Origin of the sequence: Sellimonas caecigallum (genome assembly GCF_019754295.1) — a bacterium.
In the GTDB taxonomy this organism is placed as follows: Bacteria; Bacillota; Clostridia; order Lachnospirales; family Lachnospiraceae; genus Sellimonas; species Sellimonas caecigallum.
This window is the reverse complement of record NZ_VIRV01000001.1, coordinates 244,684-262,053: the sequence shown is the minus strand read 5'-3', so window position 1 is coordinate 262,053 and position 17,370 is coordinate 244,684. Positions and strand designations below refer to the sequence as shown.

18 protein-coding genes and 2 pseudogenes are annotated in these 17,370 nt (G+C 42.8%); 16 read left to right on the top strand and 4 right to left on the bottom strand.

The window, feature by feature from the left end:
• A complete protein-coding gene (locus tag FLB61_RS01275; protein WP_087211790.1) occupies window positions 1-1,326 on the top strand; it encodes a phenylacetate--CoA ligase family protein in 1,326 nt (441 codons plus the stop codon).
• A 13-nt stretch (window positions 1,327-1,339) separates the two neighbouring features.
• Window positions 1,340-1,777, top strand: coding sequence for an amino acid-binding protein (locus FLB61_RS01270; protein ID WP_087199279.1), 438 nt, complete (start codon window positions 1,340-1,342; stop codon window positions 1,775-1,777).
• A gap of 168 nt (window positions 1,778-1,945) precedes the next feature.
• Here FLB61_RS01270 and FLB61_RS01265 read toward each other — a convergent pair whose 3' ends face one another.
• Window positions 1,946-2,146, bottom strand: coding sequence for a cold-shock protein (locus tag FLB61_RS01265; RefSeq protein WP_087199281.1), 201 nt, complete (start codon window positions 2,144-2,146; stop codon window positions 1,946-1,948).
• A 183-nt stretch (window positions 2,147-2,329) separates the two neighbouring features.
• Here FLB61_RS01265 and FLB61_RS01260 point away from each other — a divergent pair, with 183 nt between their 5' ends.
• The 3 genes from FLB61_RS01260 to FLB61_RS01250 all read left to right on the top strand — a co-directional run bounded on the left by FLB61_RS01260 (window position 2,330) and on the right by FLB61_RS01250 (window position 4,992).
• Window positions 2,330-2,587 (top strand): HPr family phosphocarrier protein, encoded by a 258-nt coding sequence (locus FLB61_RS01260; protein ID WP_087199283.1) that lies wholly within the window; start codon window positions 2,330-2,332, stop codon window positions 2,585-2,587.
• Between the two features lie 27 nt (window positions 2,588-2,614).
• Window positions 2,615-4,237 (top strand): phosphoenolpyruvate--protein phosphotransferase, encoded by a 1,623-nt coding sequence (gene ptsP, locus FLB61_RS01255; RefSeq protein ID WP_087211787.1) that lies wholly within the window; start codon window positions 2,615-2,617, stop codon window positions 4,235-4,237.
• Window positions 4,238-4,350: 113 nt separating this feature from the next.
• Window positions 4,351-4,992 carry a formate/nitrite transporter family protein gene (locus FLB61_RS01250; RefSeq protein WP_087199286.1) on the top strand — a complete coding sequence of 214 codons (642 nt, stop codon included), beginning with the start codon at window positions 4,351-4,353 and terminating at the stop codon, window positions 4,990-4,992.
• A 156-nt stretch (window positions 4,993-5,148) separates the two neighbouring features.
• Here the strand turns inward: FLB61_RS01250 and FLB61_RS01245 are convergent, their stop codons facing one another.
• Complete coding sequence (locus FLB61_RS01245) at window positions 5,149-6,180, bottom strand: ABC transporter substrate-binding protein (RefSeq protein WP_221919205.1); 1,032 nt, start codon at window positions 6,178-6,180, stop codon at window positions 5,149-5,151.
• A gap of 196 nt (window positions 6,181-6,376) precedes the next feature.
• On the opposite strand from FLB61_RS01245, the gene FLB61_RS01240 reads away from it, so the two are divergent.
• Window positions 6,377-7,054 (top strand): hypothetical protein, encoded by a 678-nt coding sequence (locus FLB61_RS01240; RefSeq protein WP_221919204.1) that lies wholly within the window; start codon window positions 6,377-6,379, stop codon window positions 7,052-7,054.
• Between the two features lie 31 nt (window positions 7,055-7,085).
• On the opposite strand, the gene FLB61_RS01235 is transcribed toward FLB61_RS01240, so the two are convergent.
• Window positions 7,086-7,289: a hypothetical protein gene (locus tag FLB61_RS01235; protein ID WP_087213453.1), complete on the bottom strand. Its 204-nt coding sequence runs from the start codon at window positions 7,287-7,289 to the stop codon at window positions 7,086-7,088.
• A 126-nt stretch (window positions 7,290-7,415) separates the two neighbouring features.
• Here FLB61_RS01235 and FLB61_RS01230 point away from each other — a divergent pair, with 126 nt between their 5' ends.
• On the top strand, window positions 7,416-8,135 hold the full coding sequence (locus FLB61_RS01230; protein ID WP_087199714.1) for a phosphatase: 720 nt from the start codon (window positions 7,416-7,418) through the stop codon (window positions 8,133-8,135).
• An 86-nt stretch (window positions 8,136-8,221) separates the two neighbouring features.
• Window positions 8,222-8,515: a YerC/YecD family TrpR-related protein gene (locus FLB61_RS01225; protein ID WP_087199293.1), complete on the top strand. Its 294-nt coding sequence runs from the start codon at window positions 8,222-8,224 to the stop codon at window positions 8,513-8,515.
• Between the two features lie 50 nt (window positions 8,516-8,565).
• Here the strand turns inward: FLB61_RS01225 and FLB61_RS01220 are convergent, their stop codons facing one another.
• On the bottom strand, window positions 8,566-9,162 hold the full coding sequence (locus FLB61_RS01220; protein WP_221919203.1) for a DUF1836 domain-containing protein: 597 nt from the start codon (window positions 9,160-9,162) through the stop codon (window positions 8,566-8,568).
• A gap of 181 nt (window positions 9,163-9,343) precedes the next feature.
• Between FLB61_RS01220 and pcrA the strand changes: the two genes are divergently transcribed.
• From pcrA to mcrC, 8 genes and pseudogenes are all read left to right on the top strand, one after another.
• Complete coding sequence (gene pcrA, locus FLB61_RS01215; RefSeq protein WP_221919202.1) at window positions 9,344-11,590, top strand: DNA helicase PcrA; 2,247 nt, start codon at window positions 9,344-9,346, stop codon at window positions 11,588-11,590.
• A gap of 116 nt (window positions 11,591-11,706) precedes the next feature.
• The gene (locus tag FLB61_RS01210; protein ID WP_087199299.1) at window positions 11,707-11,955 is read left to right on the top strand and encodes a DUF4366 domain-containing protein; all 249 of its coding nucleotides are present in this window, start codon (window positions 11,707-11,709) and stop codon (window positions 11,953-11,955) included.
• A 133-nt stretch (window positions 11,956-12,088) separates the two neighbouring features.
• Window positions 12,089-13,462 carry a 23S rRNA (uracil(1939)-C(5))-methyltransferase RlmD gene (gene rlmD / locus FLB61_RS01205; protein ID WP_221919201.1) on the top strand — a complete coding sequence of 458 codons (1,374 nt, stop codon included), beginning with the start codon at window positions 12,089-12,091 and terminating at the stop codon, window positions 13,460-13,462.
• Window positions 13,463-13,921: 459 nt separating this feature from the next.
• Window positions 13,922-14,407, top strand: coding sequence for a hypothetical protein (locus FLB61_RS01200; RefSeq protein WP_221919200.1), 486 nt, complete (start codon window positions 13,922-13,924; stop codon window positions 14,405-14,407).
• Window positions 14,408-14,670: 263 nt separating this feature from the next.
• On the top strand, window positions 14,671-14,772 hold the full coding sequence (locus FLB61_RS13415; RefSeq protein ID WP_465231396.1) for a hypothetical protein: 102 nt from the start codon (window positions 14,671-14,673) through the stop codon (window positions 14,770-14,772).
• Between the two features lie 137 nt (window positions 14,773-14,909).
• Window positions 14,910-15,073, top strand: a pseudogene (locus tag FLB61_RS13410) (DUF961 family protein); the annotation flags it as partial.
• Window positions 15,073-16,272, top strand: a pseudogene (locus FLB61_RS01185) (AAA family ATPase); the annotation flags it as partial. The pseudogenes FLB61_RS13410 and FLB61_RS01185, both read left to right, overlap by 1 nt.
• Window positions 16,269-17,324 (top strand): 5-methylcytosine-specific restriction endonuclease system specificity protein McrC, encoded by a 1,056-nt coding sequence (gene mcrC, locus FLB61_RS01180; RefSeq protein WP_221919197.1) that lies wholly within the window; start codon window positions 16,269-16,271, stop codon window positions 17,322-17,324. The pseudogene FLB61_RS01185 and the gene mcrC, both read left to right, overlap by 4 nt.
• Window positions 17,325-17,370: the final 46 nt, after the last annotated feature.

Genomic DNA, 17,370 nt, shown 5'->3' with positions numbered 1-17,370 from the left:
ATGATAACAGACGACAGATGGACAGAGCGGATACGGGATCCGAAAGCAGAATGTATGAGCAGAGATGAGAGAGCCGCTCTTCAAGGAGAAAAATTGAGAGATCTTGTGAAGAGAGTGTACGGAGTTGTACCTTTCTATACAGAAAAAATGAAAGCGCTTGGCCTGGAACCGGGGGATATCAAAGGGATTGAAGATATCGGTAAACTTCCGTTTACTACGAAAGAGGATTTAAGAGAGAATTACCCGTTTGGTTTTCTGGCAGTACCAAATGAAAAGATCGCCAGAGTACAAGGTACATCCGGGACAACAGGAAAACTCACTGTTATGGCTTATACACAGAAGGATGTGGATGTGTGGGGAGAATGCGTGGCAAGGTGTCTTACGATGGCGGGACTCACTGCTGAGGACAGGATCCATGTGTGCTATGGTTATGGTCTCTTTACAGGCGGTATGGGACTGGACTTCGGAGCTCAGAAGCTGGGGGCTATGGCTATCCCGATGTCTGCCGGAAATACGAAGAGACAGCTTATGTGCATGGAAGATTTCGGCGCTACCGCATTCGCATGTACGCCGTCCTACGCAATGCATCTGGCAGAGGCCATGGCAGAAGCTGGCGTGGTGGATCATATGAAAATTAAAGCTGGTGTTTGTGGAGCAGAGCCATGGACTGTGGAGATGAGAAAAAAGATCGAAGAGATTATGAAGATCAACTGTTTTGATATTTACGGACTGTGTGAGATCACAGGTCCTGGAGTCGCTATGGACTGTATCCACCACGAAGGACTGCATGTTCACGCGGATCATTTCTATCCGGAAGTTTTGGATGTATCGACGCATGAGCCGGTGGGCGAAGGAGAGACAGGAGAGCTTGTATTTACAACTCTGTCAAAAGAAGCGGTTCCGCTGATTCGATACCGCACGAAAGACCTGACAAGCATCAATTACGAGACATGCAAATGCGGCAGGACGACACCGAGGATCTCCAAGTTCAAAGGACGCACGGACGACATGAAAGTCATCCGCGGTGTCAATGTCTTCCCGACTCAGGTAGAGACTGCGCTCCTTGGCATCGGCGAAGTGATCCCGCATTATCTCCTGATCATCGACCGGGAAAATAACATGGATGTACTTACCGTGATGGTGGAAGTGGATGAGAAGTTCTTCTCCGATGAAATCCGAAAACTGGACGCACTGCGGAACAAGATCGGTTCCGTGTTAAGAGAAGCGCTTGGTCTTTCTGTCCGTGTAAAACTTGTGGAGCCAAAGACTATTGAGAGAAGCGAAGGAAAAGCAAAACGTGTCATCGACAACAGAAATCTTGTGTAAGGGAGGAAATGTTATGAGTACGATTCAGCAGTTGTCTGTATTTTTGGAAAACAGGGAAGGAAGGCTGGATGAAGTCTTAACTACCCTTGGAAACAATGATGTGAACATCGTGGCATTAAGTCTGGCGGACACGACGGAATACGGAATGCTTCGGATGATCGTTTCAGATCCGCAGAAAGGAAAAGAAGTGTTAAGAGCTGTCGGAATCACTTCCATGCTCACACCGGTTGTTGCCCTGAGGGTGCCGCATGCTACTGGATCATTGAGCAAGGCGATGCACTGCCTTGTAGTGGACGGCGGAATCAACGTCGAGTATATGTACGCTTTTGCAAACGGGAAAGATGCTTCTGCTGTGCTGAAGACAGATGAGCCCGAACGGGCGGCAGAAATTCTTGTATCCAGCGGTTTCGGCGTATGGGAGGCAGATGAAGCTTACAAGGCAAATTGTTAAAAGAATAATAAGAGAAGAGAGAAGGTCAGAAATATCCTTCGAGTGAAACAAAAAACTGCGCCGGAAATCCAGCGCAGTTTTTTCATTCTATGACTTTTTAGATATTTAAATTTGCTTGAGGACTAATTTATATAAATAAAAGGTACATACAATCGATTTTTATAATTCTTATAATTTTGTTACATTTACAGCCTGCGGTCCCTTGGTGCCTTCGGTTATTTCAAACTCAACAGCCTGACCTTCTTCCAAGGTCTTATATCCTTCCATATTCAGTCCGGAATAGTGTACGAATACGTCGTTTCCGGATTCGTCACAGATAAATCCATAGCCTTTCTGGTTATTAAACCATTTTACAGTACCTTTGTTCATCTTGCTACCTCCATAAATCATATAAAACAATAAGTGAAATCCATCGATTTGTCGATGTTGCTCAAGCATAGCATGTTTAAAGATAAAAGTCAACGATTTATCAATGCTTAATGTTGACCAAATACCCTTTTTTGTGGTAGCATTGTCTTATAAAATTTAAGAAAGAAAAGGAGATATAGAACTATGAAAGAGTTTACTTACGTAATCACTGATCCGGAAGGAATCCATGCAAGACCGGCTGGAATGCTTGTGAAAACGGCAGCTGGGTTCAAGAGTGATATCAAGATTGAAAAAGACGGAAAGGCAGTTAACGCAAAGACAATCTTTGGAGTGATGGGCCTTGGCGTAAAGAAAGATATGGAGATCAAGATGACGATCGACGGAGAAGATGAAGATCAGGCAGCAGAAGTACTTCAGAAATTCTTTAGTGAAAATTTGTAATATAAAAGGGAAATGAAGGGCAGCCATATGATTACTTTAAAAGGAAAAAGCGTATTTGGCGGTGTAGCTATTGGTAAAATCGCTTTTTATAAGAGAAAAGAACAGCAGATCAAACGCATCCATGTAGAAGATACACAGGCAGAGATCAAACGCTTTGAGGAAGCAAAGGCAGAAGCGATCGAACAGTTGAAAGGTCTTCACGAAAAAGCGTTGGCAAATGTGGGCGAAGCAAATGCCATGATCTTTGAAATCCATCAGATGATGCTGGAAGATCTGGATTACAATGAATCGATTCATAATATCATTACGACACAGGAAGTCAATGCAGAATATGCGGTGGGAACTACGGCAGATAATTTTGCCGCGATGTTTGCAGCAATGGATGACGCCTATATGCAAGGGCGTGCAGCCGACGTAAAGGACGTGTCTGAACGTCTTGTAGCTGTTTTATCCGGAGAAGGAGAGGGCGGTCTTCATACTGACGAGCCGGCGATCATCGCAGCAGATGATCTTGTACCGAGTGAGACAGTACAGCTTGACAAGAGCAAAGTGCTTGGATTTGCAACAATGTATGGGTCTTCCAATTCCCATACGGCAATTCTTGCGCGTACGATGAGCATTCCGGCTGTTATCGGACTTGGAGAAGAACTGAGCCCGAATTTTGATGGGAAGATGGCGATAATTGATGGTTTTTCTGGATGTGTGTATGTAGATCCGGATGAAGAGACAATGAAAGCCATGAAAGAAAAACAGGAAGAAGACCGGAAGCAGAAAGAACTTCTCAATGAGTTAAAAGGGAAGGAAAATGTGACGAAAAGCGGTCAGAAAATCAACCTTTATGCAAACATCGGAAGCATTTCCGATATTGGACTTGTTCTGAAAAACGATGCAGGCGGGGTTGGACTCTTCCGAAGCGAATTTTTGTATTTGGAAAATGACACATTCCCGACAGAAGAGCAGCAGTTTTCCGTATATAAGAAAGCAGCTGAGAGCATGGCTGGGAAAAAAGTCATTATCCGTACACTGGATATTGGAGCGGACAAGCAGGTAGATTATTTTGAGTTGGAAAAAGAAGAAAACCCGGCTCTCGGATACAGAGCGATCCGAATCTGTCTGACAAGACCGGAAATCTTTAAAACACAGCTTAGGGCACTCTACAGAGCTTCCGCGTTTGGACAGATTGCCATTATGTTCCCGATGATCACTTCCGTGTGGGAAGTAAAGAAGATCAAGGAAATCGTGGAAGAAGTGAAAAAAGAACTGCGGGAAGAAGGCATTACTTTCCGCGAAGACGTAGAGATGGGAATCATGATCGAGACGCCAGCTGCAGTTATGGTCAGCAGAGACCTTGCGAAGGAAGTGGATTTCTTCAGCATCGGAACGAATGACCTGACACAGTATACGCTGGCAATCGACCGTCAGAATCTGAAATTGGATCCATTCTATGATCCGCATCATCCGGCGGTGTTGGAGATGATCCGTATCGCGGCAGAAAGTGCACACGCAGAAGGAAAATGGATCGGAATCTGCGGCGAATTGGGCGCTGATCTGGAACTTACGGAGACATTCCTGAAGATGGGAATCGACGAACTTTCAGTTTCTCCTTCCATGATCCTGCCAATCAGAAAGAAGATAAGAGAAACAGAATAGAAATGATGGAAAGGGTGTCCGGACTGGATACCCTTTTTTAAAAGAGTTTGCATTTTTTTGATAGAATAGGTACAATTTAGCTGTTAAAAAAATATCAAAATACGGAGGAGAAAATGAAAGAAAAGTGGATCAGCAGCGTCATGGCAGGAATTTTTATTGCAATGGGGGCGATGGTTTACCTGTCTATCCCAAATACGATCGTTGCAAGCCTGTTCTTTTCGACAGGAATCCTGCTTGTATTAAACCTGCATAACATGTTGTTAACAAGAGTCTGGCCGATGACAGTCTATAACGGATCTTACCGTCTGAGCGATTCGGTCATCGCCTGGGTGGGAAATGGGATAGGAACAATACTGGTTGCAGTTCTCATCCATTTTACCAGATTTGAAAAAGGGATTTTGGAAAAAATCGAAGGGATCGGAAAGACGAAACTGTCCGATGATCCTGCGAGTCTTATCATACTGGGCGTTTTTTGCGCCATGTTTGTAGCCTTTGCGGTATTTGTCGGCGGTGTGAAACAAAAGAATGGTTCGTTTGCGCAGATTTTCTATGTATGGCTTTTTATCACAGCATTCGTATTCTGTGGATTTGAACATATTATTGCGGACATGTACTATCTGAGTGTATACATACTGAATTTTGGAGCTCTGCCAATGGATGTGGCAAAAGTACTCATCTGTGTGACAGTCGGGAATCTGATAGGCGGAGGATTTGTCGGATACGCGGTGCGCAAATTGGAAGAACATCAACAGTAAAAAGAATTGCAATTTAATAGCCAGTACAGGGAATGTACTGGCTGAGGGAAAAAGTTATGAAAAAGTTAATTAGCAAAGTCTAAATTACTTTGCTAATTTAATAATAGCGTCTAAATGTGAAAAAAGTGTGTTTAAAATATCAAAAAAGTATTAAATCTAATTTTTAACAGCTTTCTTTGCGAATTCTGTCGTGACTAGATCGTCGTATGGAGCTCTTGTCTCCAGCTCTCCTGCATCTTCCAGAATATCCTGGAGAAGCTCGAAACTCTCCTCGTTGAAGATGAGATCTTCCTTCCACGTTTCCTGTTCATGGTAACGGGACACGATAGTTGTGATCGTCTCAAGATCATTTTCTTTAAACTGAGGCTGTATGATTTTGGCAATCTCCTCAGAAGTGTGAGAGTTGACATAGTCCATTCCTTTCTGGAGAGCATCCGTAAATCCCTGAATGACATCCGGGTTTTCTTCGATATAGCTTTTTCTGGCGGAAAATGCGGTATAAGGAACATATCCGCTGTCTTTTCCGAGGGATGCCACGACATAGCCTTTGTCGGAAGCCTCCAGCGTAGTCGCGCCCGGCTCAAATTCTACAGTGAAATCCCCTTGCTCGCCGGAAAAAGCAGCCGCGGTGGATCCAAAATCGATATTTCGGTTGATCGTGAGATCCTTTTCCGGATCAATTCCATTCTGTTTTAAGATATATTCAAAAACCATCTCTGGCATGCCGCCTTTTCGTCCGCCAAGAACGGTTTTTCCCTTTAGATCCGTCCACTGGAAATCCTCCATCGGTTCCCGGGAAACGAGGAAATTGCCGGCACGCTGGGTAAGCTGGGCAAAATTGACGACATAATCTTTGGCACCTTCGTTGTAAGTGTAGATGGAAGATTCGGATCCCATAAATCCAATATCTGCCTGGTTGGAAAGGACGGCAGTCATTGTTTTGTCGGCTCCAAACCCTGTGACAAGTTTCAGATCGATGCCTTCCTCCTCGAAGTAACCTTCCTCGATGGCAACATACATAGGAGCGTAGAAAATGGAATGAGCTACTTCATTCAAAGTCACAGCTACAGTCTCCTTTTTCTTATCATCCGTTTTTTTAGAAGTTTCTTTTGTGTCCGGCGAACATCCGGCCAGGATGGACACAGACAGCAAAGCTGCCGTGAGTGCGCTGAAAACTTTCTTTTTCATAAATACCTCCACTGTTCATTATTTCTAAGATTACAGTATGCCAAAAGGAGACAGATGTGCGCGGACTTTGCAGGAACCGCCATTTTGCAGGACAGTGGGCTTGCAAATCGCTGTTTCCCATGTTATAGTCTGTTTTGTAACAGTAAGAGACAGAATAGAATCACAGCAAAAGAAATACAGGAAAGGTGTAATTGATATGAAAAAATATGTAAAACGAGGTCTTGCGTTTCTTTTGTCCTGCACAGTCCTTTTGGCAGCGGGGTGTGGGGAAAAGTTTGACGCCTCCGGATATACGAAAGCTGTTTTGGACGCAGGGACAAGGGGCGAGACAGAAAAATACGAGGAATTTACAAAAAGCAGTAAAGAAGAAGCCAAAAAGCAGTACGATAATTTTATCGATACGGAGATGCAGGAATTTGAAGCTCTCGGCGTTTCCGAAGAATTGCTGACAAAGTACAAAGAGTATGTAGCTTCTCTTCTAAAAGAGACAAAATATGAAGTGGGGGAAGCGAAAGAAGATGAGGATGGGAATTTTACAGTGGAAGTATCTGTCCAGCCTATTAAAGTGTTTGACGGAGTCAAAGATACGCTGAATCAGAAGGTGCAGGAGTATACAGCACAGGTAGAGCAGGCAGCCATGCAGAATCAGCAAGTACCGTCTGACCAGGAGATTACAGAAACGATCGGACAGATGCTCTATGAAACACTGAATGGCACGCTGGCAAATCTCTCATACGGGGAGGCAGTCAAAAAAGTCGTGCATGTGAAAGAAACAGCGGAAAAGAATGTCTGGGAAATTCCGGAGACAGAGGCCAGGGAACTGTTCCTTTCCCTTCTGGACATGACAGGAGTGGAGGAAATTGCAAATCCATAGACAAGACCAATCAAAAAGAGCGGCACCTTTTTCAGCCGCTCTTTTTTTCTGTCTCTTTTTTTGGCACTTCCGGAGGTACAAATGCGTAAACTTCCTCGTAGGATTCAAGCTCTGCTCTGGATTGGGGAGCAGATGGAATCAGTCCGGTACAGTCGTTGGCAGAAGCGGAATTGGCGAGGTAGTCATAGGAGTCAATGATTCGCTTCTGGTCTTTTGAGTTCTCTTTGTTCTGCAATTTTATCACCTCACTAACAGTTTCTGCGAAATCAGGAAAAATATGTGAGGTTTGTACTGGAAAAAGAAATGTGTTACACTGTTAACAAAACAGAAGAAAGCAAAGAAAAGAAAGAAGGAAAAGAAAATGAAGATCGCAGTGGACACTCATTCACACACAATCGCAAGCGGACATGCATACAGTACGATGAAAGAGATGATCCTGGCGGGGATAGAGAGAGGACTGGAAGGGATGGCCATCACGGAACACGCGCCCAAAATGCCGGGAACTTGTTCAGAGATCTATTTTCAGAACTATGCAGTCATACCGAGAAAAAGAGGCCATTTCTCATTGATGATGGGAGTGGAGTTGAATATTATGGATGAGAATGGGACAGTAGATCTTCCGCAGGGAATCCTGAGAACTATGGATATTGTGATTGCCAGCATCCACGGACTTTGCTACGGAGAAGGAAAGACACGGGAGGAAAATACAAACGCATATCTGAATGCGATGAAAAATCCGTATATTCATATTATCGGACATCCGGATGATGGAAGGATTCCGGTAGATTACGAAAAGCTTGTGCGTGCCGCCAAAGAAACACACACTCTCCTGGAAGTCAATAATTCTTCCCTCCGGCCAGGTGGATTCCGTGTCAATACCTGGGCAAATGCAAAAGAAATGCTGGAAATCTGTAAAAAAGAAGAGGTATATATTACAACAGGCAGTGATGCCCATGTCGAAGACGATGCCGGGAATTTTAAGTATGTAAAGAAGATTCTTGAGGAAGTGGATTTCCCGGAAAAACTGATATCTACCACATCATACGAAAAGTTTCAGTCTCTTCTGAAAAAGCAGGGATAGCTTAAAAACACTGGACTTTATAAATTTAGTGTGCTAAAATAAGTTATGGCAGAAAAACTTGCCCGAATAATTCACGGAGGGTAGATATGAGTAGAAAAATTAAAACAGATGCTGTGGACAGTTTATTTGAAGCCATTTTAAGCCTGAAGGATAAGGAAGAGTGCTATATTTTCTTTGAAGATATCTGTACGATCAATGAGCTGCTTTCCTTATCACAGCGGTTTGAGGTTGCCAAGATGCTGAGAGAGCAAAAAACCTATCTTGAAATCGCAGAGAAGACAGGTGCATCGACAGCCACCATCAGTCGTGTGAATCGTTCTTTAAATTACGGAAATGACGGATATGATATGGTATTTAAAAGGCTTGAAAATAAAGAGTAAGTAAAAAGACGCCGGTTTGTTCCGGCGTCTTTTGTTATGAAGCATGTTGTTTAATGCCTGGATGTCGGGAAGGAATCGATGACTTTCTCGATGATCTGCTTTTTGATGTAGACGTCAAAACTAAGAGAGCAGATAAAAGCAAAAAGCTGAAGCATCTCCCGGTCTTCTTCCGGTGCATCCGCGTAGCTTTCCGATGCCTGTGCCCAGAGCGCGGTAATATCATCCTGTACAGACTGTACGCGGTTCTTCTCCATCTGGCAGACTTCCTCATATACAGAGGAGAGATCAAAATCCGCGTCTTTACCAAAATACTTTTCCGTAAGCGGCTTCAAGAGGAGATCGATGTCCCGTATGGAAAGAATATTTTTAAAATAATAGATAAAAATCAGGATCAGCACATGCTCTTTGGAATACTTCTTCTTGACCGGCGGCGGGAGAAGATCATTTTTTGCATAATTGTTGATCATGGTTTTTGTGAGGATCTTGTCCTGCGGATACCGTTTTGTGGATTCGAGCTGTTTTTCCATAAACGTGGTAACCTGGTCCATATAAAGATCTATATTCGGAATCTCGCCCGAATGGATATAATCAATGCGAGAGAGGCTCTCTAAAATACTATTCAGCAAGTCGTCTGTCTTAATCGTCATATTGCATACCTCATTCCTGTAAATCTCAATATATACATTATATAGTTTTTGATACTAGATGGCAAGAAAATTGTAGAAAGCTTTTTGTAAAGGCAGTGTGGGAGTTTGATCTCGCATGCTTTACAGACCGAACAGACGTGTGGTATACTGGAACAATCAAAATGACACAGGAGTACATAGAATGAGTATTTACGATTCATTGAATGAGAAACAAAAAGAGGCGGTCTTGCATACAGAGGGGCCGCTTTTGATCCTCGCAGGTGCAGGATCCGGGAAGACAAGAGTCCTGACACACCGGATCGCTTACCTGATAGAAGAAAAAGGAATCAATCCGTGGAATATCCTGGCTATCACATTTACGAACAAAGCAGCAGGGGAAATGAGAGAACGTGTGGACAAAATCGTAGGGTTTGGTTCGGAAAGTATATGGGTCAGCACGTTCCATTCTGCGTGTGTACGTATTCTCAGGAGATTTATCGACCGTCTGGGATACGATACCAGCTTTACTATTTATGACGCAGACGACCAGAAATCGCTGATGAAAGATGTGTGCAGATATCTCCAGGTGGACACAAAAATTTATAAAGAAAGAAGTCTCCTGGCAGCTATCTCTGCGGCAAAGGATGAATTGATCACACCAAAGGAATATCTCCTGAATGCAGGGGGAGACTTTGGAAAAAAGAAGATTGCAGAAGTGTACGAAGAATATGAAAAGCAGCTCAGGGCAAACAATGCACTGGATTTTGACGATCTTCTTCTGCGCACAGTCCAGCTCTTCCAGACACAGCCGGATGTGCTGGATTATTACCAGGAGCGTTTTCGCTATATCATGGTAGACGAGTATCAGGATACGAACACGGCGCAGTTTGAACTGATCCGTCTTCTCTCCTCAAAATACAGGAACCTCTGTGTGGTGGGTGACGACGATCAGTCCATCTACAAATTCCGCGGGGCAAACATCAAGAATATCCTGAGTTTTGAGGACGTATTCCAGGATGCAAAAGTCATCAAGCTGGAACAAAATTACCGTTCTACCGGAAATATCCTGGATGCGGCAAATGCGGTCATCAGCCACAACGTAGGGCGAAAAGAGAAAAAACTGTGGACGGAGAAAGACGCGGGAGAAAAGATCACGTTCCGTCAGTTTGACACAGCGTACGACGAGGCAGACTATATTGTAAGCACGATCAAGGGGAAGACACAGTCCCAGAACGCTTCATACAATCAGTTTGCTGTTTTGTACCGGACTAATGCACAATCCCGTCTTTTTGAAGAACGGTTCGTGACGGCAAACATTCCTTACAAAATCATCGGAGGCGTGAATTTTTATGCAAGGCGGGAAATCAAAGACCTTCTTGCCTATCTGAGGACTATCGAAAATGGAAGAGATGATTTGGCAGTGCGCCGTATCATCAACGTGCCCAAAAGAGGGATCGGACAGACATCCATCAACCGGGTGCAGGAATATGCGGCTGAAAAAGAAATCAGTTTTTACGAAGCACTCCTGGCGGCAGATCTGATTCCTGGTATCGGGCGAAGCCTCCCGAAGCTGGAATCATTCGCCGCTTTGATCGAACACTTCCGGGCAGAGGCAGGAACGATGGATCTTTTGGAGCTTCTCAATGAGATCATCGATACGATCGAGTATGAAGACTATTTGCGGGATATCGATGGCGAAGACGCGGAGAGCCGGATCGAAAACGTGGACGAACTGCGAAATAAAATGGCCGCCTATATTGAAAGCTGTGAAGAGACAGACGAAAAGCCGACGCTTGGAGGTTTTCTGGAAGAAGTTGCTCTCGTGGCAGATATTGACAACCTGGATGAGACAAGCGATTATGTCGTGCTGATGACACTTCACAGCGCAAAGGGACTGGAGTTCCCATACGTCTTTCTGGCAGGTATGGAGGACGGGCTTTTCCCGAGCTATATGACGATCACAGCCGATGATCCGATGGAGCTGGAAGAAGAGCGCAGACTTTGCTACGTTGGAATCACGAGGGCTATGGATGACTTGACACTCACAAGTGCAAGACGCAGGATGGTTCACGGAACGACACAGTACAACAATCTGTCCCGATTCCTGAAAGAAATCCCGATCACGCTTTTAAACACCGGCACCGGACGTCTCGAAGAGAAGAAAAACATGGATATTCCGAAAAATGACGTCTACGCGAAGGCAAAAGAGGCATTTCGGACACAAGCGTTTGGAGGAGTCACAAAGCCGGTACAGCAGTTTAAAGTTGCAGGTCAAAAGGGTCCGGGCTATGACGTGGGAGACCGAGTGCGCCATATGAAATTCGGAGAAGGGCTTGTCACTTCCATTACAGAAGGCGGACGAGACTACGAAGTGACGGTTGATTTTGATCAGGTAGGAACGAAACGAATGTTTGCAGGATTTGCAAAACTTCAGAAAATAGAAGAATAAATCGCCGAAAACACATCAAATTTCACATAAAAAGATGGCAAAATGATTATGATAGTGGTATAATTATTGCAACAAAGTAAGCGTTAGATGGTAACACATCGGAAAGGAGAGGGAGCATGAGCGGAAAGTTTGAAGAGATTATGGCAGCTTCCAAATTAAGTGAGTTATTACAGAAAAAGGATGAAGATAAGACTAAAAAAGTGATCGTCTGGGTACTGGCTATCGTAGGAGCTGTTGCAGCCGTTGCAGCGATTGCTTACGCTGTGTATTCTTTCTTTACACCGGACTATCTGGAAGACTTTGAAGAAGATTTCGATGATGATTTTGACGATGACTTTTTCAACGAAGACGATGAAGTAGAATAAAGCGTTTCGACAATGATGAAAGAGAAATAGGGCAGGAGCAGATTTCCTGTCTTATTTTTTGTCCTGCGAAACAAATCCGCAAAAAGCCATAACAAATAGAAAAAACAGAGAAAAACAGGAGTGATAAATCAGAATGAAAAAAGGGAGCGTATATGAAGGACGCGTAAGCTGCGTAAAATTTCCCAACAAGGGAATCGTAAAAGTGGATGGAGAGGAGAAAGAAATCATTGTAAAAAATGCCATCCCGGGCCAAACAGTAAAAGTTTCTGTCAATAAAGTGAGAAAAGGAAAAGCAGAAGGGCGAATACTGGAAGTAGTGGAGCCGTCAGAAATGGAAATCCAGCCTCCATGTCCGCACTTTGGCGCCTGCGGCGGCTGCACCTATCAGAATCTTCCATATGAAGAACAACTAAAGCTGAAAGAAGCCCAGGTCAAAGAATTGCTTGACGGGGTAATCTCAAACTATATCTTTGATGGAATCAAAGAAAGTCCTGTAAAGGAATGTTATCGAAACAAGATGGAATTCTCCTTCGGAGATGAATATAAAGACGGACCACTCTCCCTCGGTATGCACAAGAGAGGAAGCTTCCATGATATTGTGACCGTCTCCGACTGCCGGATCGTGGATGAAGATTACAGAAAAATACTGGAGTGCACCCGGAATTACTTTGCCGCCCAGTCTGTCCCATTCTATCATCGCATGCGCCACGAAGGATATCTCCGCCACCTGCTTGTGAGAAAAGCAGTAAAGACGCAGGAAATCCTCGTGGATCTCATAACGACGACCACTTACACAGGAGAAGACGCACTTCTGGAAGGATGGAAAGACGCGCTTCTTGCCCTGGAACTGGACGGAACATTCGCAGGCATCCTCCACACGAAGAATGACAGCCTGGCGGACGTCGTAAAAGATGAAGGGACAGAAATCTTATTCGGACAGGATTTCTTCTATGAAGAACTGCTGGGATTAAAATTTAAGATCACGCCATTTTCCTTCTTCCAGACAAACTCCCTTGGAGCTGAGGTGCTGTATCAAACTGCGCGCGACTATATCGGAGAGACGAAAGACAAAGTCATCTTTGACCTGTACAGCGGTACGGGAACCATTGCCCAGATCGTCGCACCTGTGGCAAAGAAAGTGGTAGGAGTGGAGATCGTGGAGGAAGCTGTGGAAGCTGCCCGTGAAAATGCCACGCTGAACAATCTGGAAAACTGCAGCTTCTGGGCTGGGGATGTCCTGAAAGTCATCGACGATCTCCAGGAAGTGCCGGACCTCATCATCCTGGATCCTCCGCGCGATGGAGTCCATCCAAAAGCGTTGGAAAAAATCATTGATTTTGGTGTGGACACGATGGTCTATATCTCATGCAAGCCGACCAGCCTGGCAAGAGACTTGGAAATGCTCACAGGAAGAGGGTATAAAGTCGAAAGAGTAAGCTGCGTGGATTTATTTCCAGGGACATATCATGTTGAGACTTGTGTGTTGCTACAAAGACGAACTATGTAGAAATCCTTAATTTTAGGCACTTTTTCAAACATATCGTCTTTACGAGTGAGGGCGATAAAATCCGAAATAAAGAGATTAAAAACTATATCAATGTTTCAGTAGTTGTTGATATAGAGTGTGGGAACACAAGAAACTAAATATTCAATTTGAGGGGTACTTGTAAAAAGTATCCCTTTTCAATGTAAGACGTTCAGAAATGAGCGTCTATTTTTTACCTAAAATGAAAGGAGCATGAAGCATTATGAAAAAGAGATTGAAACGATTATGTACGGGCGTACTTGCCCTAGCGACTGTCGTTACTATCTTAGTCGAATTGGTGTTCAATGTTGGCGGTGTAAAAAACGTACTCTTAGAACTGTTCAACAAAATTATCGGTACATAAAATTTTATTTTGGTGTTTATATAGAGGGTGCTATAATTAAAATATCTTAATAAAACATCAAAGGAGAAACCTATTTTATGGGCAAGAATTTTCAATATACTAAACAATTCAGTTTTTATACTGATAAAGAAATTGAAGAACAGTTAAATAAGTCTGATTACAAACATTCATATAAATGGTTTGATACTGACATACCGACTAATAACCCAAAGTTAATTAGACCTAGTGATAGTTTTGAAAATAAACTTGCTGAAGCAGGAATATTTTATTTTACATATATAAAATTTTTCAAAATGAACAATCAATTATATGGAATTGTTGCAGGTAAAACAAAGTCTAAATTGGTTAATAGAACTTCTGATGTAAATTTTACGAAAAATTTAAAATATGCACCTAAAACCAAATGGAATGCAAAAGAATTTCTTACTTTGAATAATCTTGAGTGGGAAAAGAGTAAAATTTTAGTAATTATTCCAAAGCAAATAGAGGTTGGGTTAAAGGAGAAAGAAGCAAAACAAATAGAAAATTGGTTGCAAAAAGAATTTAATTTGTTCGGTAGTTGATATTGAAAGCAGTTAGTCTCAGGATTGACTGCTTTTTTCTTGCCTAAATTTTAGATTGGAGTGATGAAATGAACGATATTTTTAAGAATATGCAGGTAAGCGTCGGCTGCGGATATCTTTCCGACTTTCCCTCTTACAAGCGGAAAGTGTGGCAGGAAAAGTATATTTATTTCCTATTGTGGAGGTTTTTTGGGCGAATGAAAAATGAGATGTTTTATGGCCGTTCATGGAAAGATACAACAATCAAAGAATTTATCCGGTAAATTCAAGAATATATGATATGGCATCGGGACAAGAGAATCAAGATATCATTGGGTGGAATGAGTCCAGTGGAATATAGGCAAAGTAGAGGAGGGACCGTTTAGTCCAAGAAAACGTCCGCCCCCAAATTGGGCGTGCTGACAAAAAGTTGAACTAAATACCATTAAGAAAGGATAAAATGTATTCAAAAAAACAATATTACAAAGCACTCGAATATATGAAGCAACAAGGTCGATCATAAAAACAATCCAAGGAAAGAATCTATGATTTAAAAGTCGTATACAGGGATGTATGATACAGATATCTATTCCTGCCAGTGTTCCACGAAAGCAATTTGATCACAACGTCAAGGTAGAGTTTATCAATTTTGTTGCAGATACGGTGGCAAATTCCAACTACCGGGGGACTATACCCTTTATAATGAAAATGGAAATAAGCGTCGTATTTTTCAGAACTTTCTTGATGCAAAGTCTGGCGATATGATCATCGGTTATGAGTCGAATCCGGTCAAGCAGATTGTGGCAATTGCACGTGTCAGTGCAGAGCAGGATGGCGAGAACCTGTTCTTTGAAAAGGTTGAAGGATTGACATCTCCGATTAATTATGCAACTTTAAAGGAATGTTCAGAGCTGGAACGTATGGAGTATTTCCAGAATCCACAAGGCAGCTTGTTTAAGTTGACTAGAGGCGAATACGACTTCATTCTCGATATGATCCGTGAAGAAAATCCGGTGGCTGAGACAACTTCTGCCGATGCCTACGCAAAGAGTGATTTCTTGAACGAAGTCTATATGACGGAAAAACGATATGAGAGCCTGGTAGCTGTCCTTCGTAACAAGAAAAACATTATTCTACAGGGAGCTCCGGGGGTAGGTAAGACTTTTGCCGCAAGACGCTTGGCATGGTCTATGATGGGGGAAAAGGATGACAGCCGTATTGAATTTGTCCAATTCCATCAAAACTATTCTTATGAGGATTTCGTGATGGGTTATAAACCGGTCAAGGATGGATTCGAACTGAAATACGGCATTTTCTACCGCTTCTGCCAGAAGGCAGCAAACCAGCCGGCTAAAGAGTTCTTCTTCATTATCGATGAGATTAACCGTGGCAACATGAGCAAGATTTTTGGGGAGTTGTTGATGTTGATTGAAAAAGATTATAGAGGTACAAAGGCAACACTGGCTTATAATGGACTTTCGTTCTCTGTACCGAAGAATCTCTATATTATCGGTATGATGAATACGGCTGACCGAAGTCTTGCCATGATTGATTATGCGCTTCGGCGTCGATTTAGCTTCTTTGAAATTGAACCAGGTTTTGATTCTGAGGGTTTCATTCATTATCAGAACAACTTAAACAATGAAATGTTGAATGAACTTGTGTCAAAGGTCAAGGATTTGAATCGTGCAATTGTTCTCGATAAATCGCTGGGCAAGGGGTTCTGCATTGGACACAGCTATTTCTGTGGTAGGGACGTTCGCACAGAGGAATGGTTGCATTCTGTTGTAGATTACGATATTCTTCCAATGCTAAGAGAATATTGGTTTGACGATGCCAACAATCTTCAGCGTTGGGAGAACATTCTGCTGGGAGTGTTTCAATGATTAAGGATAAGAGTATCTTTATAAAGAATATATACTACATGCTTTCGTATGCCTTTGTGATACTGAATCAAGGTAGTTATGAGGATATTGCTGCTGAAGAATTTGAGAACATACATAACCTTTTTGCTGCCATTCTTTCTAAAGGAATCGGTAGGCAATTGAAGCAGGGCTTGTATAGGCAGTATTTGAGTTGTAAAGAAGATATCGCGGTGGTTCGCGGCAAAATTGATATGTCTGGAACCATTCAAAACCGTCTTGCCAGAAAGAGAGTACTGACTTGCGAGTATGATGAGCTTTCTGAAAACAATCTTTTGAATCAGATTCTGAAAACAACAGTTATGCTCCTTCTCCGACATGCCCGGGTAGACCAACGATATAAAAACGACCTAAAAAAAGAAATGCTGTTCTTCTCAAATGTAGAAACTATTGATCCAAGTACGATTCGCTGGACAGCTATTCGCTTCCAGAGGAACAATAATACCTATCGGATGCTCATAAGTTTGTGTCAGCTCATTCTTGAGGGGATGCTTTTAACTACAGATTCTGGAGAATACAAGCTTGCCTCTTTTGTTGACGAGCAGCGCATGAATCGTCTGTATGAGAAGTTTATTCTTGAATACTATACCAAGGAGTGCCCACAAATAATGGTAAGAGCATCACAGATTCCGTGGGTTTTAGATGATGGGTTTGGTACGATGTTGCCGATTATGCAGAGCGATATTATGCTGACTCAGGGGAATAAGGTGCTCATCATCGATGCTAAGTATTATACACATACGACACAGGCAAAGTATGATGTCCATACGCTTCATTCTGGAAATTTGTACCAAATCTTTACTTACGTAAAAAACAAGGATGCGGAATTTGGAGACGAACCTCATACTGTTTCTGGAATGCTTCTTTATGCAGCGACAGACGAGGCAATTCAGCCAGATAACGTCTATCAGATGAGCGGAAACCAGATAAGTACGAAAACGCTGGATCTAAACTGCGAATTTTCACATATCGCTACGCAACTGAATGCAATAGTAGATGAGCACTTTGGGAAGTGAGAGAAAGTGGAATCCCAAACCCCTATAAATAAAATTTTTTCATCAG

Coding starts and splice junctions, on each gene's coding strand:
- FLB61_RS01275 (WP_087211790.1), top strand. CDS start 1: ATGATAACAGACGACAGATGGACAGAGCGGATACGGGATCCGAAAGCA.
- FLB61_RS01270 (WP_087199279.1), top strand. CDS start 1,340: ATGAGTACGATTCAGCAGTTGTCTGTATTTTTGGAAAACAGGGAAGGA.
- FLB61_RS01265 (WP_087199281.1), bottom strand. CDS start 2,146: ATGAACAAAGGTACTGTAAAATGGTTTAATAACCAGAAAGGCTATGGA.
- FLB61_RS01260 (WP_087199283.1), top strand. CDS start 2,330: ATGAAAGAGTTTACTTACGTAATCACTGATCCGGAAGGAATCCATGCA.
- ptsP (WP_087211787.1), top strand. CDS start 2,615: ATGATTACTTTAAAAGGAAAAAGCGTATTTGGCGGTGTAGCTATTGGT.
- FLB61_RS01250 (WP_087199286.1), top strand. CDS start 4,351: ATGAAAGAAAAGTGGATCAGCAGCGTCATGGCAGGAATTTTTATTGCA.
- FLB61_RS01245 (WP_221919205.1), bottom strand. CDS start 6,180: ATGAAAAAGAAAGTTTTCAGCGCACTCACGGCAGCTTTGCTGTCTGTG.
- FLB61_RS01240 (WP_221919204.1), top strand. CDS start 6,377: ATGAAAAAATATGTAAAACGAGGTCTTGCGTTTCTTTTGTCCTGCACA.
- FLB61_RS01230 (WP_087199714.1), top strand. CDS start 7,416: ATGAAGATCGCAGTGGACACTCATTCACACACAATCGCAAGCGGACAT.
- FLB61_RS01225 (WP_087199293.1), top strand. CDS start 8,222: ATGAGTAGAAAAATTAAAACAGATGCTGTGGACAGTTTATTTGAAGCC.
- FLB61_RS01220 (WP_221919203.1), bottom strand. CDS start 9,162: ATGACGATTAAGACAGACGACTTGCTGAATAGTATTTTAGAGAGCCTC.
- pcrA (WP_221919202.1), top strand. CDS start 9,344: ATGAGTATTTACGATTCATTGAATGAGAAACAAAAAGAGGCGGTCTTG.
- FLB61_RS01210 (WP_087199299.1), top strand. CDS start 11,707: ATGAGCGGAAAGTTTGAAGAGATTATGGCAGCTTCCAAATTAAGTGAG.
- rlmD (WP_221919201.1), top strand. CDS start 12,089: ATGAAAAAAGGGAGCGTATATGAAGGACGCGTAAGCTGCGTAAAATTT.
- FLB61_RS01200 (WP_221919200.1), top strand. CDS start 13,922: ATGGGCAAGAATTTTCAATATACTAAACAATTCAGTTTTTATACTGAT.
- mcrC (WP_221919197.1), top strand. CDS start 16,269: ATGATTAAGGATAAGAGTATCTTTATAAAGAATATATACTACATGCTT.